The following is a 13707-nucleotide window of genomic DNA, read 5'->3' as shown; positions in this document are numbered from 1 at the left end:
GAGATCAGGCTGGGTCGAGCTCGGCCTCAGCGAAGTTATTGGTGTTGATGCCGCCATCAACGCCGGAGAAGCCGTTGTAGTTGACCTTCTCGAAGCGCACCACAACCGGATAACGGATGCCGGAGGTGTCGATCGAGGCCACGGTGCCCACTTCGTTAAACCAATAGGACTCTGGGCGCCTGATGCGCACTTTGTCGCCGCGAGAAATCGCCATGTCGGCAGAACAAGGTTCGTTCGTTCAGAAACTTACCTGCGCTGACGCAATCGTTCGATGAGCCGTCATGATTCGTCGCGGCCCCCCGCTTGATCTGCTTTGGTCGCTACGCCAGCCAGCCTTGAGGCACCCACGCTGCATCTCGACCTGCCCGATCCTGAGCAGGACGACCTCAGCACCCTGGAGTTCCACGCCCGTTTGGAGCAGGCCTGGGAGCTGTGCGATCGCTTCGATCTGCAGACCGAAATTTGGCGCGGACGGATTTTGGCGGCGGTGCGGGATCGCGAGAGGCGCGGTGGCGAGGGCCGTGGTGCTGGCTTCCTGCAGTGGCTCAGGGAGCGGGAAATCAGCAAGACCCGGGCCTACAGTCTGATCCAGCTGGCGGAATCGGCCAACAGCCTGGTGGGCGACGGGCTGCTGGAGGAGACCAGCGTGAACAACTTCTCCAAGCGCGCCTTTGTGGAAACCGCTCAGGCCGACCCTGAGGTGCAGCAGATGATCAGCGAAGCGGCCAACGAAGGTCAGCAGATCACCCGCAAGCAGGTGCGCCGCCTCACCGATGAATTCACGGCCGCCACCAGCCCCTTGCTGCCCGATGAGATTCGCGAGCGCACGCAGCAAAATCTGCTGCCCCCCAAAGCGGTGGCTCCACTGGTGCGCGAGCTGGCCCGCTTGCCCGAACCCCAGCAGGACGACCTGCGGCGGGTGCTGAAGGAGGAGCCTGAGCTGGATCGCATCAAGGATGTGACCGCCACGGCCCGTTGGCTGAGCAAGGCCTCAGAAGCCGGCATGGCTGTGCGGGCGTTGCAGCACGAGAGCATCGATCTGGAAAAGGCGATGCAGGAGGCCACTCGCCTGGACATGCTCGGTTTGGTGGCCGATGTGGTCGGCCAAGCCCAGCAACTGGAGCAGGCCGTGTTGAAGCTGCACACCAGCTGGCGCCGCCTGGGCGGTTTGCACGAGCGCCTCTGGCTCGAAAGTGGCAGCAGCACCCCCTATTTGCGCAGCTTGCTGCAGGGTCTGGAAACCCTCAGCGGCAGCAATTTGCGCGTGTCGCTCGGAGAGCTCGCTGGCGGGAAACGCCTGCGCTTGCAGCTGGTGGAAGAGGGGGCTGATCAACTGGATGCGCCACCGCTGCAGCAGGCCGCCTAAGCCCTTGCGCCCCGGGGGGCAGCCGGTACCGTCCGTGGGTGAAGGAATCCAGTGCACCTCTGCTGCAGTCGCTGCAGCAGCACTTCGGTTACAACGATTTTCGCCCTGGTCAGCGCGAGGTGGTGGAGGCCCTGCTGGAGGGTCGCGATTGCTTGGCTGTGTTGCCGACGGGGGCTGGTAAGTCGCTTTGTTATCAACTACCGGCCCTGGTGCGTAGTGGGGTGGTGCTGGTGATTTCGCCGCTGGTGGCCTTGATGCAAGACCAGGTGGCCCAGCTGCGCCGCCGCGGCATTGCCGCGGCTTGTTTGCACAACGGTTTGCCGTTGCAGGAGCTGCGCAAGCTGCAGCAGCAGATTCAACAGGGCACGTTGCGGCTGCTGTATCTCGCTCCTGAGCGCCTGCAGGGTGAGGCCTGCCGCCAGTTGCTGGAGGATTTGCATGATCAACGCCAGCTGGTGGCGTTGGCGGTGGATGAAGCCCACTGCATCAGCAATTGGGGCCACGACTTCCGGCCTGATTACCGCCGCTTGGGCCAGCTGCGCCGGCTGTGTCCTGGAGTGCCGTTGGTAGCCCTCAGTGCCACGGCACCGCCGCGGGTGCGGGCCGACATCATTCGCCTGCTCGGCTTGCGGCGACCGTTGATTCAGGTGCGCTCCGCCCAGCGCCCCAACCTGCGCTACCGCATGCTTTGGCGCCCGGAGGATCCGCTGGAGCTGGTGCTGGCGGAAGCCCGCAGCGCCCGTGGTGCGGTGCTGATCTACAGCCGCACCCGCCGCGGCGTGGAGCGTTGGGCGGCCAAGTTGCGTCAGGCTGGGTTGCCGGCCTTGGCGTATCACGCCGGCATGGATGCGGAGAGTCGCCTGTTGGCGCTGCAGCAATTTCAAGAGGAACCCGAGCCGGTGCTGGTGGCCACGGTGGCCTTTGGGATGGGGGTCGACCGCCCGGATGTGGGCTTGGTGCTGCACCTTGAGCTGCCGGCCAGCCCGGAGGGTTATCTGCAGGAATCGGGCCGGGCAGGCCGCGATGGCCAGCCGGCTGAGGTGCTGCTGCTCTATTGCGATGGCGATCGCAGCAGTTTGGCCTGGGCCGTGCGCCAGGGCCGCGATGGCGCCGCAGCACAGCTGCGGCGGATGGAATCGATTGCCGAAGGTCCCGAGTGCCGCCAGCAAGCTTTGCTATTTGCGGTTGGTGAGATGGCTGAACCCTGCGGTTGTTGCGACCGCTGCGAGGAGCCAGTCTTGATTCAAGACGGCCAACAGCTGGCTCAGCCGCTGCTGCGCGCGCTTCAGCAAGCCGAGGAAGGCCTCGAGGCCGCTGATCTCGCTGCTGATTTGGCTGATGAAGCCCACCCAGCACCGCTGTGGCGCTGGGCCCTTAGGCGCCTAGTAGAAGCTGAATTGGTGAAAGAAGACGGCAACGGCAAGCGCCACTGGCTCAGCAGCGCTGGAGCTAGTTGGTTGCGCCGGCCAAGGCCGCTGCGCTGGCCTCAGCCTTTGCCGATTTTGGGATCGGCGCAGGCGGCTTTGACCAAGTCGCGCTCAAAGGCTTCAGCGGGTGATTCCCAGGTTTTCCAGGTGCCGCCGGAGCCGGTGATGTTGAGCTTGCGGGCACCGCAATTAACGGCCACATAGAGGGGCTGTTTTTGCTTGTTCAGGGTTGGGGCCACCAGGCTGCCGGCCATGGTGCGCCAGTTGCTCCAATCCACCTGTAGCGGGCCGAAATAACGCCAATCAGCTTCAGGGGTCTTTTTGGCCAGAACTTGGGTGTCTTTCTTGGCGTCCTCAGCAGGCTTGGCGGCGGCTGTGGTGTTGTTCTCTGGCACCGATTGGGTGGCCAAGGTGGCGGCTGGTGAGGTCACCGCTTTGGTGCCGGCGGGCAGCTTGATGGCCGTGCCGACCTTGATCTTGTTGGGGTTAGCGAACTTGTTGATTTGCAGCAGCGTCTTCACCGGCACGCCATACATGCGCGAGACCGCATAGAGGGTCTGCTTGGGCTGCATCACATGCACCGCTTCCTGCGCCCGCGCAGGCAAAGCCGCCATCACCACCAGCAGGGCAAGCAGGGATTTACGCATGACCAGCGAATAATTCGATGGGCGCACCATAAGCAGCCAAAAGCGCTGCGCCAGTCCCCTTGTGCCCCTCTATCAGCCGAGTAGCCGCTTCAGAAGTGACAGCCTGTTGCCGTAGGGGGGATAGCGCCAGGCCAGATCCAGGGCAAAGGGTCTTTGGTAGACCGATTTTTGATTCGAAAGGCTGCGGAATCCGGTTTCTCCATGGCAGCGGCCAATGCCGCTGGGGCCCACGCCGCCAAAGGGCAACCCCGGCACGCCGGCCTGCACGATCACATCGTTGAACACAACGCTCCCTGATTGGCTGCGCTGCAACACCTCGCGTTGGGCGGCCTTGCTGCGGCTGAATAGATAGGCCGCCAATGGCTTCGGGCGCTTGGCGATAAAACGCAGCGCTGCTTCGAGATCGCTGACTTCAATGATCGGCAGCACCGGCGCAAAGATCTCCTCCTGCATCAAGGCGCTATCGGGATCGCCCTGCACCAGCGTTGGGGCGATGTAGCGCTCTTCGCGCACGCGGTCACCGCCGTGCAACACCGTGGCGCCTTTTAAAAGAGCATCAACCCGATCGAATTGGCGGTTACTCACCAGCCGGCCGAAGTCTGGCGATTGGCGTGGATCGGGCCCATAGAACTCAGCAATGGCTTGCTTGAGTGCGGCCTCTAAGGGCTGGCGCATCGCTGGAGTCACCAGCACGTAGTCAGGGGCCACGCAGCTCTGGCCGGCGTTGAGGAAACGGCCCCAGGCAATCCGTCGGGCGCTCACCTGCAGATCAGCGTCATCAAGAACGATGCAGGGGCTCTTGCCCCCCAGTTCGAGCGTTACCGGAATCAATTGCTCAGCTGCGGCTTTCATCACCTCGCGGCCAATTTTTGTACCGCCGGTGAATACCACATGATCAAACGGCTGCTTGAGCAGGGCTTGGGCTGTTTCTGCTCCCCCCAGTTCCACCCGCACCACATCAGCCTCGAAATGGCTTGGCACCATCTCGGCTAGCAGCTGGGCCACGGCAGGCGCTTGCTCAGATGGTTTCAACACGGCGGTGTTGCCCGCTGCTAAGGCCGAGACCAGCGGACGCAACACCAGCATCAGCGGGTAATTCCAGGGGCCCAGGATCAATACGGTTCCTAGGGGCTCGTCTTGGACCCATGTGCGGCCCGGTTGCTGCACCGCCGGCAAGGCAACGCGCCGCGGTGCCATCCAGCGTTTGAGTTGCTTTTGGGCGAGCCTGAGCTCACCTTGGACCCCGACCAATTCAAAAAAAGCTTCCACCTTTGGCTTGCCAAGATCCAAAGCCAAGGCAGTTTGTAGAGGTGCTTCTATCTCGCGAAGCAGCACTTCCAAACTTTTTAATTGCTTTTTTCGCCATGCCTGCGAGCGAGTGAATCTTTTGTGAAGGTCAGCTTGCATAGCCGGGAGGTTTGTCATAAGCCAAACAGAAGTCTTGTCCTGATGAAGTTCTATTTGATTGATCCAGTGTTTGGTGCCACGAACCCCGTTTGAAAGAGAGCAAATACAAGGCGAGGCGGCCTAGGGCATCACATTGGCAGGGCTCATAATGAGTCTTGGGTGAGGCGCGTAATACATGTTTCTCTCTTTCCTGTCTGTTCCATTGCTGGCATAGGCTGGTGTTGAAATTTGCCTAATATCAGGTAGCTTTTAGTCGGTGTGAGAACCTGCTAATTTCAATGTCAAAAGCCTCGTTAACCTTCCGCCGAAGGAGTTTTAGGCTCCACAAGGCAATTCTTGGACCGGCTATGGCAGCAGCTGTCTTCGGTGTGGCCTTGAAACCTACAGCGGTTCAAGCTCAGGCTGAAGTCAATTTAACTGCCGGATCCACGGCTAATCCGGCTAACAACCTGACAAACGTCAATGGTGTTGCTGGTGCTACCAACTTGACAGCTGTCGGTGCGCAAAGAACCATTAATCTGAATGGTCAGATTTTGACGCTCGGCGTAGGTGCTGGTGCTTTCACGACCGCTGGTGTTACTGCCATCACAGGCTCAGGTACCATCACCACCAATAACGCCAACAACACAACAAACTCTCCATTTCAAGGAAATGGAACCATCACAATCAATGGTGATGACAACTTGACCCTGACTGGTATCAATACCTTTACTGGGACCTTGGCAATGACAGGGTCGGGAACCCTGACCATTAACGGTAATGACACCGGTGTGGGCACCTACACGGCAGCAAATACTAGTACTTTAGTGCTAAATGGCGATATTAATGACAACTCAGATGTTGAACTTTCAAACACCGCAACTTTAAACGTAACTGGTGCTAATACCATTGGTCAGCTAACAACTGTTGCTGGTACTAACGTCACATTAGGTGCCAATTTGACCATTGGTAACGATGACAGTGATTCAACGATTGCTGGTTTCATCGGTAGCAATAATGACTTCATCAAAACTGGTAGTGGAACGGCGACCCTGTCGGCTGATAACACAGCTGGTGCTGCCGCTATGACAGGTGAGTTCACCGTGAATGAAGGCATTTTGAGGATTACAGATGAGGACGCTCTGGGCGGTGCTGGCAATACTGGGGTAACTATTAATAATGGCGGCACTTTAGATATACAGCTCACTGGTCAGACAGTTGCAGCAGCTGCCGGTGATACCGCGCTTAATAATGGCGGTACATTGTCTGCATCCACTGGATCGGCTACTTATGCAGATAACATTGACCTGACGGGTCTACCTACAATTGACGTTGATGGAACTCAATTAACACTGAGTGGAGTTATTGATGGTGCAGGGGGAGGTTTTACTAAAACTGGTCTTGGCGAGTTGGTTCTTTCTGCCGACAACACTTACACAGGCCTTACAAACGTCAGTGCAGGAACTTTGACGTTTGGCGCCAATGGAACCCTCGAAGATAATAATCTTGTGTCAATAGCAAATGGAGGCACTTTAAATCTCGGTGGATTTACTACCAACAACTTAAGGGTTACAACATCAACAGGCTCGACTCTTAGGAATGGTGTTCTGGTGGGCTCGGTGAACGCTCAGGGCGGAACAATTACCAATGTTTCAGGTGGTGCTGCTTTAAATATCAACTCAGGTGCAACCACGCTTTCGGGAACAAACTCCTTCGGTAACATTGCACTCAATGGTGGAACCGCAACACTTGCAGTTCCAGCTTCAGGAACACCTTTGACATCCACCGGAACTGTGTCGGCAGGCGGAGGAATTCTTGCTCTTGATGCTTCATCCTTAACCCAGGCTCAAGTTGAAGGTGACAAAACGATTGTTGCCGGCAACGTCGATGATGCAGTTGCGGCCAGTACAACTTTCACCTTTGATGGAAGAACTGAGCGCTTTAGTGGTTTCAACAAAACTTTGGATGGGGTCGGCTTGTACGACATCCAACTGAAAAAAGGTTCCATTATTTTGAGCATTCAGCGCAAAGGTGCTGATGATATTTGTGGTGTGACGGGGCTTTGCACTAACGGTCAAACACAAGGAAAGCTTGAAGGCCTAGATCGCACAGAAGTTCGCTCCCTGTACGGTAAAGTTGTACTTCCTGCTTTAAATAGCGGAAGGCTTAATCTTCCATTCTGGACTACCAATACTCAGATGTCGAAGTATTTGATATCCGGTTTATTGCCGAGAAACGTAGATGCTGCTGGCACTGTGTTGTCGTCTTACAACGACCGCATGGCAGATACCCTCTTTGAGCGCCTTCCTCTGCGTCAATTTGAGCCAGTTGAGGTTGTTGAAGAAGAAATCGTAATCGAGGAAGTGGAAACCAAAGAACCCGTGCGCGGCCTTTGGAAAACCACCGGTGAGGGAGAGGTAATTGAAGTTAATGGTCAGACCTACGAGGAAAATCCTTCTCTCACTGCTCAATACGCAGATCGGGAGAACATGCGTGCATGGGTTCGTGGTTTTGGTGGCGACGTGGCTGCCGCCCAAACCACCAAGTATCTCTATAAGGACTACAACGCCACCAATGCTGGTGGTGTTGTAGGTGTTGATTACGCGGTCTTCAATGATTTCCAGGTTGGCCTCTATGCCAATTATGGTGATCTGGCCATCAACACCGATGCTAATAAGTACGCAGGCTCCGGCTCGTGGAACCCCACCGGCTGGGGTGGTGGTATTACCGCTGACTACTGGACAGACTCCTATTACGTCCAGGGTCTCTTCGGTGCATCTGCTTTCTCTGGTGACCAGGATCGTTCCATCGTTGCCATTGGCGGTGACTTGGGCGGCGGTAACACTCTGAGTGGCAACAAAAACATCACTTCATATGTTGGTGCTTTACGTGCCGGTGCACCGATGCAGCTCGGAAGTTTTTACTTGGAGCCTCAAGCTCAAGCCACTTGGTCTGGGAACCAGGAAGAAGCATTCAATGAGGGAGGTAACACTAACTTCAAGTTGAAGTACAAGTCCCGTGAGACAAACTTCCTGCAAACTGAGTTAGGTTTCAAGCTTGCCTATCCGATCGCTATGGGGCAAACCCAGCAACTCATCCCAAGCATTCGTGTCGCTTGGTTGGGTGATTGGAATATGAATAATCAAGGTCAAAAGATTGGTTATCGCTTCTCCAATAAGACCGTTGACCTTGAGTCCAATCAAAAAGATCAAAATGGAGCTCTTCTGGAAGGTGGCCTTGATTACACTGTCGCCAACATAGGGGCCACTTCCTTTAAGGTGTATGGACGAGGAGGTGCTGAGGTTTGGGATACAGAGAGAGAAACAAATTGGCGTGCCTCTGGTGGCATCACTGTTCAGTTCTAAGTTTTTGCGCTTGCTCTATCACCCGTGATCTAGTAAGTGAAAAAAACTTTTCACTGATTACCATCAAAAGCCAGCACATGTGCTGGCTTTTTTGTTCTCATGGCACCAAGTATGATTGGCTCTTTTCGTAACGCAAAAATGTCAAAGTCTCAATTTGGTCAGAAATCATTTGCTCTCTTCCTGGCATCGGCTTCTGTATTTATTTCCTCATTGTTTAGTTTGTTTATTCCTGCTGCTTTTGCTCTTCCAGATTTGGCTGTTAAGAGAAAGCTGGAAACAGTAGTTGTTTATGTTGCGGCAGAAAACGGCGGGTTGGTAGTCTTTAAAGATACGCAGGATTCTTCGAGGGGTCTTGCTCCTTTGTTCCTTGATGAAAAAGACGCAAATAAGTATTTATCAGTCAATGGCAAGAAGTCGGATCTTATAGTTGTACCACTGCTTCTTACTGCTGCTATGTCAGTTGTAGAGAACATTAGGAGGCAAGTCCCAAATGAATTTGCTGAAATAAAATCTCAAATTGTACCGACAAAAGTAGATCGTCTTGAGGCCCAATTGATTTTGACAAAAGAAGGTGTGCCTAATGATCAAATCCTTAAAGGGTTGCGAGTACCTGTATTTTTTACCGAGCCTATGATTAAGCTTGAGACAAGTGTTGGACAGAGACAATTGTTCTTCATGAGTCATGCTCAGCTTAAAGATTTTATTGGCAAAATGCCAAGTGATCAATCTGATAAGTTGCTTGTTAGGGTTGCCGATCTGAATGCAGTAATGAAGGTGATTGCTGATAATTCAAAAGACTTGTATTTGATTTATCCGTCTCAGGAGCTTATCGACGCTAACCCAGGGATGATTGATCCTGATTTGTGATTGCAAGCTTGAAGATGTTCTTGGTTTAGTTGTGGATGAGGAATATTTCCCTTGACACGCTCAGTCTGGTGACTCAGGACGCTTCTGAAAGTTGTGGCTGGATTATGTCTGGTATTGGCTGATTAAATCGCCAGATTTTATGCATGGCTGAGATCAATTAGGCTCGTCTAGACTTCTGAATATTTTGGCACTGATTAATAAGAATACCCTTGAATATTTGCACGCTTTTGCTTGCCAGGCAATCCCTAGTGCCGATCTGTGCAGGTATTTTTTTAAGAATGTTGAATCATCCGATCGCTGGCTTGCTAAAAGCTAGTCAATTCCAATGCCGCTCGTTCTCTGTCCTCGTGCAGGGGGGATGCCAAAGCATTCATTTGCAATGGTTGGATGCCAATTTGGCTGAAAGATATCAATAGAGATTGGATGCAAAAAAGCTGTATTATTTTTGATGTGCTGAATTCTAAGTCAGAAGACAAATAGAGTCAGTCGTGCTTTGGTGTGTATGAAGTCATTTCTTCGCTTTGCGCAGGTTTTTAGTTCACCAATTGAGCGGGTCGAGAATATTTCAGTGGATGCTGCGTCATTCGCTGTGGGTGTGGCTATCAGTGCTTTCTTTGGATTGCTATTGACTGCCTGGCCATGGTTCAGTCTTCGGTGCAACCCCGATGTTTTGCTCGTTCTACTAACACCCGGTCCCTAGGAGTAGATGAAGCCCTTGACGAGAATTGAACTCGTGACCTCTCCCTTACCAAGGGAGTGCTCTACCGCTGAGCTACAAGGGCGTGTGGTGGATGGGCCGGGTTGGATTTGAACCAACGTAGGCAGAGCCAGCGGATTTACAGTCCGCCCCCATTAACCACTCGGGCACCGACCCGAACCACACCGGAAGAACTTACCAGCCGGTCAGTGGCTTTTCGGCATCCCTGGCAGACGCCCTTACGATCGGCGCAACCTCCAAGGCTCCATGCGGATATTGGTGCTGCACGGCCCCAATCTGAACCTGCTGGGCAGTCGCGAACCCGGGCTCTATGGCCGCGACAACCTCGCTGAGATTGATGCAGAACTTCAGCAGCAGGCGGAGCGGCTGGGCGCTGAGCTCGTGTGTTTCCAGAGCAACCACGAGGGGGCGTTGGTCGACCGTATCCAGCAAGCCGCCTCTGAGATGGACGGGGTCTTGATCAACGCCGGTGCCTTCACCCACACCTCCATTGCCATCCGTGATGCGCTGCTGGGGGTGAAGCTGCCCTTTGTGGAGCTGCACCTCAGCAACGTGCATGCCCGCGAGGAGTTCCGGCATGGCTCTTATCTGGCCGATAAAGCCGTGGGTGTGATCTGCGGTTTTGGCCCGATCAGCTACTACCTCGCCCTCGAGGGGATGGTGGCCCACCTGCGTAGTAGCGAGCTGTGACGGCCTCACCCACCAAGCCAGTGGCCTCCATTCGCTGGTTGGCGGCCCCAAGCAGCAGCCTCTGGCTTGAGCAGGCGATCAGCCGCCCTGAGGAGGTGCTTATCGATCATGCCCATTGCGAGCGCAAAGCCGCTGGGGCTGCCCTGCAGCTGATGTTTCGCTACCCCTCCAGCGAGAGCTTGGCTGAGGCGCTCAGCCCTCTGGCGCAAGAGGAGCTGGAGCATTTCGATCGGGTTCTCGCCTTGCTGCAACGCCGCGGCATCGCGCTGCGGCCTTTGCCGGCTCCGGCCTATGGCTCGCGGCTGGCCGGGGAGATTCGCCGCCAGGAGCCGCTGCGTCAGCTCGATAGCTTCCTGGTGGCGGGCTTGATTGAGGCCCGCAGCCATGAGCGCATGGCGCTGCTCGCTGAGCACAGCCCTGATCCTGAGCTTCGAGAGCTCTATGGCGATTTGCTTGCCAGCGAAGCGCGCCACTTCGGGCTCTATTGGCTGCTGTGTGATCAGCATTGGCCCCGTGAGGTGATCATTCCGCGCCTGGAGGCTCTGGCGGCTGTGGAAGTGGAAGCCCTGAGCGGGGAGTTGGCCCGCCCAGAGGATGTGCGCATGCACTCGGTGGGCGTTCAGCCTTCCAGCAACGGGTAGCGCTCAGCAATTGGATCGCCTGTGAATTGGGCGACCCAGCCCTGTTGGTTGTTGAAAAAGCGGATGGCGCTGAAACAAGGGCGCTCGCCCATGTCAAACCAATGGCGGATGCCAGCCGGCACGCTCAGCCAGTCGTTGCGTTCACACAACACCTGCAGCACCTCATCGCCGATGTGCAGGCAAAAGAGACCCTTGCCATCAACAAAAAAGCGCACCTCGTCTTCGCTGTGGGTGTGCTCCGAGAGGAATTTCTGGCGCAGCTCAGCGCGTTGGGGGTGGTCGGGCCCCAGGCTGATGGCATCCACGGTTTGGTAGCCGCCATCGGCTTGCACCTGGGCAATCTCAGCGCTGTAGGCCGCCAGGATCTCCTCTTGGCTGCTGGCTGCATCCAGCTCCCCGTGGGTGGGCCATTGCTGGAAGCGGATACCGCGCTGGCTGAGCTCTTCGGCCACGATGGATGCATCGGTGGTGTGCAGCGAAGGCAGCGGCGGATCGTTGCCTTCGCTCTCAGCGCTATAGATCGTGAGTTGGCTCATGAATCAGCCTTGAGCCGCTACGTCAACCTAGGCCGCGAGCCAGGAGTGAATCGCTGACCTCAGCACATCGTTCAGGACTCACCGTGGTGGGGGTGGGGCCGGGGGATCCCGAGTTGATCACCGTGGCGGCTCAGCGCGCGATTGAGGCAGCCACGGTGGTGGCCTATCCGGTGGCTGCACTCGAGCGGCCGGGGATGGCGGCGCAGATTGCCCAGCCTTGGCTTGCGCCAACGCAACGGAGGCTGCCGCTGCTGTTCCCGATGGTTCAAGAGGCCGAACCCCGGCAGCAGGCTTGGCAGCAAGCAGCGAGAGCTGTGGCTGCTGAAGTTAGAGCTGGTGAACGGGTGGTGTTTCTCTGCGAGGGCGATTGCTCCCTCTTTGCCACCTCCAGCTATCTGCTGCTGGCCCTGAAAAAGGAGGCCCCGCAGCTGACAGCTCGGGTGATACCTGGCATCACGGCTGCCTCAGCCACTGCCGCAGCGGCTGGTTGGCCCTTGGCTTTGCAAGACGAGCAGCTCCAGGTGGTGCCGCTGCCCGATCATCCCGATCAGGCCCGCCAGCTGCTGCTCACGGCCCGGGAGCATGGTCAGCCGCTGGTGCTGCTCAAGGTGGGGCGCCGCTGGCGGTGGCTGAAGCCGCTGCTCGATGAGTTGGAGCTGCTTGAGAGCGCCCTCTATGGGGAGCGGGTGGGCTGGCCAGAGCAGCTGGTTTTGCCGGCAGCGGCGGTGGCGGCCGAGGAGCGCCCTTACTTTTCTCTTGTGCTTCTCAGGCCGGCGTGGCCGGCGGTGTTGCCATGGGGCTGATCGATCTGCAGCTGGCGGAGGCCACACCTGTTAATGGGCTTTGGAGTGAGCTGCTAGAGCGGCTGGGCGCTGAGCGGGCCCAGCTGGCGTGCCGCCAAGCCTTGGATTTGCAAGGCATGCGCGGTGAGGCCGGCAGCCTGCCGGTGCTCTTGGTGGAAACCTGTGGAGTTGGGCTGATCGAACGGCAGCAACTGCGCCGCGAGACCGGCTTGCCGGTGCCTGAGGGTGAAGGGATGCTGCTGCTATTCAGCAGGCCGCGGCTGCAGTTTCAATTGATGCAGCTGCAGCGTTGAGCAGCTCCACGGCGGCATCTGGTGTGGGCGCTCGCATCAGCTGATGGCGCAGTTGCGGGGCGCCGGGGAAGCCGGTGCAGGTCCAGCCCATGTGTTTGCGGGCAATCAAGAGGCCGTGATCACCGCGTTCGCTCACCAGGGCCAGCAGTTGTTCTTTGGCGAGCTGCAGCCGCCCAGTGGCATCGGGCGCCGCTGGCATTGGTAAACCCCTAAGGGCAGCATCGATCTGCCCCACCAGCCAAGGCGCCCCCATGCTGCCGCGGCCCACCATCACCCCATCGGCGCCGGTGATGGCTAGGCAGCGCTGGGCATCAGCTGGGGTGTTGATGTCGCCATTGGCGATCACCGGGATTGTGAGCGCCGCCTTGACCTGGGCAATCGCTTGCCAGTCGGCATGGCCTTTAAAGCCCTGCTCGCGGGTGCGGCCATGCAGGGTGAGGAGCTGAGCGCCGGCATCTTGCAGTTGCTGGCACCAGGTGAGCGGGTCGGCATCACTGCCGCACCAGCCCAGCCGGGTTTTGACCGTGACGGGCACTTGCACCGCCTGGCTGACGGCCTCCACGATCCTGGCCGCCAAATCAGGTTCACGAATCAGGCCGCTGCCGCCGCCTTTTTTGGCGATTTTTTTGACCGGGCAGCCCATATTGATGTCGATCAAAAAGGCCCCGGCGTCTTGGGCGCGCTTGGCGGCTTCGGCCATGGCCTGCGGCCGGTGATCAAACAGCTGCACGCCAATGGGGCCTTCTTCTGTGGCCAATTCCTTCACCTTCCCGCGGCCATGGCCCATCTCCAGGCTGGTGGCATTCACCATCTCGGTGAACAGCAGGGCATCCGGGCACCAGCGCCGCACCAGGCGGCGGAAGACGCGATCGGACACACCAGCCAGCGGTGACTGCAGCACGCGGCTGCGCAGCTGGCGCGAAACGCCATGGCCTGGAAGCTGGAGCGGTGTGGAGGCGAGCATGGCT

Annotated in this window: 12 protein-coding genes and 2 tRNA genes; 8 read left to right on the top strand and 6 right to left on the bottom strand. The window is 57.2% G+C overall.

The annotated features are described in order from the left end of the window. Positions 1-4 precede the first annotated feature (4 nt). Positions 5-214, bottom strand: coding sequence for a photosystem I reaction center subunit IV (locus SIB46_RS06015; RefSeq protein WP_011934869.1), 210 nt, complete (start codon positions 212-214; stop codon positions 5-7). Positions 215-313: 99 nt separating this feature from the next. Between SIB46_RS06015 and SIB46_RS06010 the strand changes: the two genes are divergently transcribed. Beyond that, the gene (locus tag SIB46_RS06010) at positions 314-1366 is read left to right on the top strand and encodes a hypothetical protein (RefSeq protein ID WP_413297617.1); all 1053 of its coding nucleotides are present in this window, start codon (positions 314-316) and stop codon (positions 1364-1366) included. A 38-nt stretch (positions 1367-1404) separates the two neighbouring features. Continuing rightward, a complete protein-coding gene (locus SIB46_RS06005; RefSeq protein ID WP_413297616.1) occupies positions 1405-2997 on the top strand; it encodes a RecQ family ATP-dependent DNA helicase in 1593 nt (530 codons plus the stop codon). 515 nt (positions 2998-3512) lie between these two features. On the opposite strand, the gene SIB46_RS06000 is transcribed toward SIB46_RS06005, so the two are convergent. Continuing rightward, on the bottom strand, positions 3513-4847 hold the full coding sequence (locus SIB46_RS06000) for an aldehyde dehydrogenase family protein (protein ID WP_413297614.1): 1335 nt from the start codon (positions 4845-4847) through the stop codon (positions 3513-3515). A gap of 347 nt (positions 4848-5194) precedes the next feature. Here SIB46_RS06000 and SIB46_RS05995 point away from each other — a divergent pair, with 347 nt between their 5' ends. Beyond that, complete coding sequence (locus SIB46_RS05995) at positions 5195-8191, top strand: autotransporter domain-containing protein (RefSeq protein WP_413297612.1); 2997 nt, start codon at positions 5195-5197, stop codon at positions 8189-8191. 111 nt (positions 8192-8302) lie between these two features. Beyond that, positions 8303-9058, top strand: coding sequence for a hypothetical protein (locus SIB46_RS05990; RefSeq protein WP_413297611.1), 756 nt, complete (start codon positions 8303-8305; stop codon positions 9056-9058). Between the two features lie 710 nt (positions 9059-9768). Here SIB46_RS05990 and SIB46_RS05985 read toward each other — a convergent pair. Next, a tRNA-Thr gene (locus SIB46_RS05985) sits at positions 9769-9840 on the bottom strand. 10 nt (positions 9841-9850) lie between these two features. Continuing rightward, positions 9851-9932: transfer RNA gene (locus SIB46_RS05980), tRNA-Tyr, on the bottom strand. A gap of 90 nt (positions 9933-10022) precedes the next feature. Between SIB46_RS05980 and aroQ the strand changes: the two genes are divergently transcribed. Beyond that, positions 10023-10466 carry a type II 3-dehydroquinate dehydratase gene (gene aroQ, locus SIB46_RS05975; protein WP_413297610.1) on the top strand — a complete coding sequence of 148 codons (444 nt, stop codon included), beginning with the start codon at positions 10023-10025 and terminating at the stop codon, positions 10464-10466. Beyond that, positions 10463-11107, top strand: a complete 645-nt coding sequence (locus SIB46_RS05970; protein ID WP_413297609.1) for a tRNA-(ms[2]io[6]A)-hydroxylase — start codon at positions 10463-10465, stop codon at positions 11105-11107. Before aroQ ends, SIB46_RS05970 begins: the two co-directional genes overlap by 4 nt. Here SIB46_RS05970 and SIB46_RS05965 read toward each other — a convergent pair. After that, complete coding sequence (locus SIB46_RS05965; protein WP_413297608.1) at positions 11086-11643, bottom strand: 1,2-dihydroxy-3-keto-5-methylthiopentene dioxygenase; 558 nt, start codon at positions 11641-11643, stop codon at positions 11086-11088. The genes SIB46_RS05970 and SIB46_RS05965 overlap by 22 nt on opposite strands. 86 nt (positions 11644-11729) lie before the next feature. On the opposite strand from SIB46_RS05965, the gene cobI reads away from it, so the two are divergent. Together cobI and SIB46_RS05955 are read left to right on the top strand one after the other, a co-directional pair. Then, a complete protein-coding gene (gene cobI, locus SIB46_RS05960; RefSeq protein WP_413297607.1) occupies positions 11730-12446 on the top strand; it encodes a precorrin-2 C(20)-methyltransferase in 717 nt (238 codons plus the stop codon). Then, complete coding sequence (locus tag SIB46_RS05955; RefSeq protein WP_413297606.1) at positions 12437-12739, top strand: hypothetical protein; 303 nt, start codon at positions 12437-12439, stop codon at positions 12737-12739. Before cobI ends, SIB46_RS05955 begins: the two co-directional genes overlap by 10 nt. On the opposite strand, the gene dusB is transcribed toward SIB46_RS05955, so the two are convergent. Beyond that, complete coding sequence (gene dusB, locus SIB46_RS05950; RefSeq protein ID WP_413297604.1) at positions 12693-13703, bottom strand: tRNA dihydrouridine synthase DusB; 1011 nt, start codon at positions 13701-13703, stop codon at positions 12693-12695. The genes SIB46_RS05955 and dusB overlap by 47 nt on opposite strands. Positions 13704-13707 lie beyond the last annotated feature (4 nt).

It is taken from the genome of Synechococcus sp. MIT S9452 (assembly GCF_047304245.1).
GTDB lineage: Bacteria > Cyanobacteriota > Cyanobacteriia > PCC-6307 > Cyanobiaceae > RCC307.
The sequence above is the reverse complement of the archived record's forward strand: the minus strand, read 5'-3'. Positions and strand labels throughout refer to the sequence as shown.

What these genes read in the sequence shown, in the direction of transcription:
- SIB46_RS06015 (WP_011934869.1), bottom strand. Translation starts at nt 214, where the DNA reads ATGGCGATTTCTCGCGGCGACAAAGTGCGCATCAGGCGCCCAGAGTCC.
- SIB46_RS06000 (WP_413297614.1), bottom strand. Translation starts at nt 4,847, where the DNA reads ATGCAAGCTGACCTTCACAAAAGATTCACTCGCTCGCAGGCATGGCGA.
- SIB46_RS05995 (WP_413297612.1), top strand. Translation starts at nt 5,195, where the DNA reads ATGGCAGCAGCTGTCTTCGGTGTGGCCTTGAAACCTACAGCGGTTCAA.
- SIB46_RS05990 (WP_413297611.1), top strand. Translation starts at nt 8,303, where the DNA reads ATGATTGGCTCTTTTCGTAACGCAAAAATGTCAAAGTCTCAATTTGGT.
- aroQ (WP_413297610.1), top strand. Translation starts at nt 10,023, where the DNA reads ATGCGGATATTGGTGCTGCACGGCCCCAATCTGAACCTGCTGGGCAGT.
- SIB46_RS05965 (WP_413297608.1), bottom strand. Translation starts at nt 11,643, where the DNA reads ATGAGCCAACTCACGATCTATAGCGCTGAGAGCGAAGGCAACGATCCG.
- SIB46_RS05955 (WP_413297606.1), top strand. Translation starts at nt 12,437, where the DNA reads ATGGGGCTGATCGATCTGCAGCTGGCGGAGGCCACACCTGTTAATGGG.
- dusB (WP_413297604.1), bottom strand. Translation starts at nt 13,703, where the DNA reads ATGCTCGCCTCCACACCGCTCCAGCTTCCAGGCCATGGCGTTTCGCGC.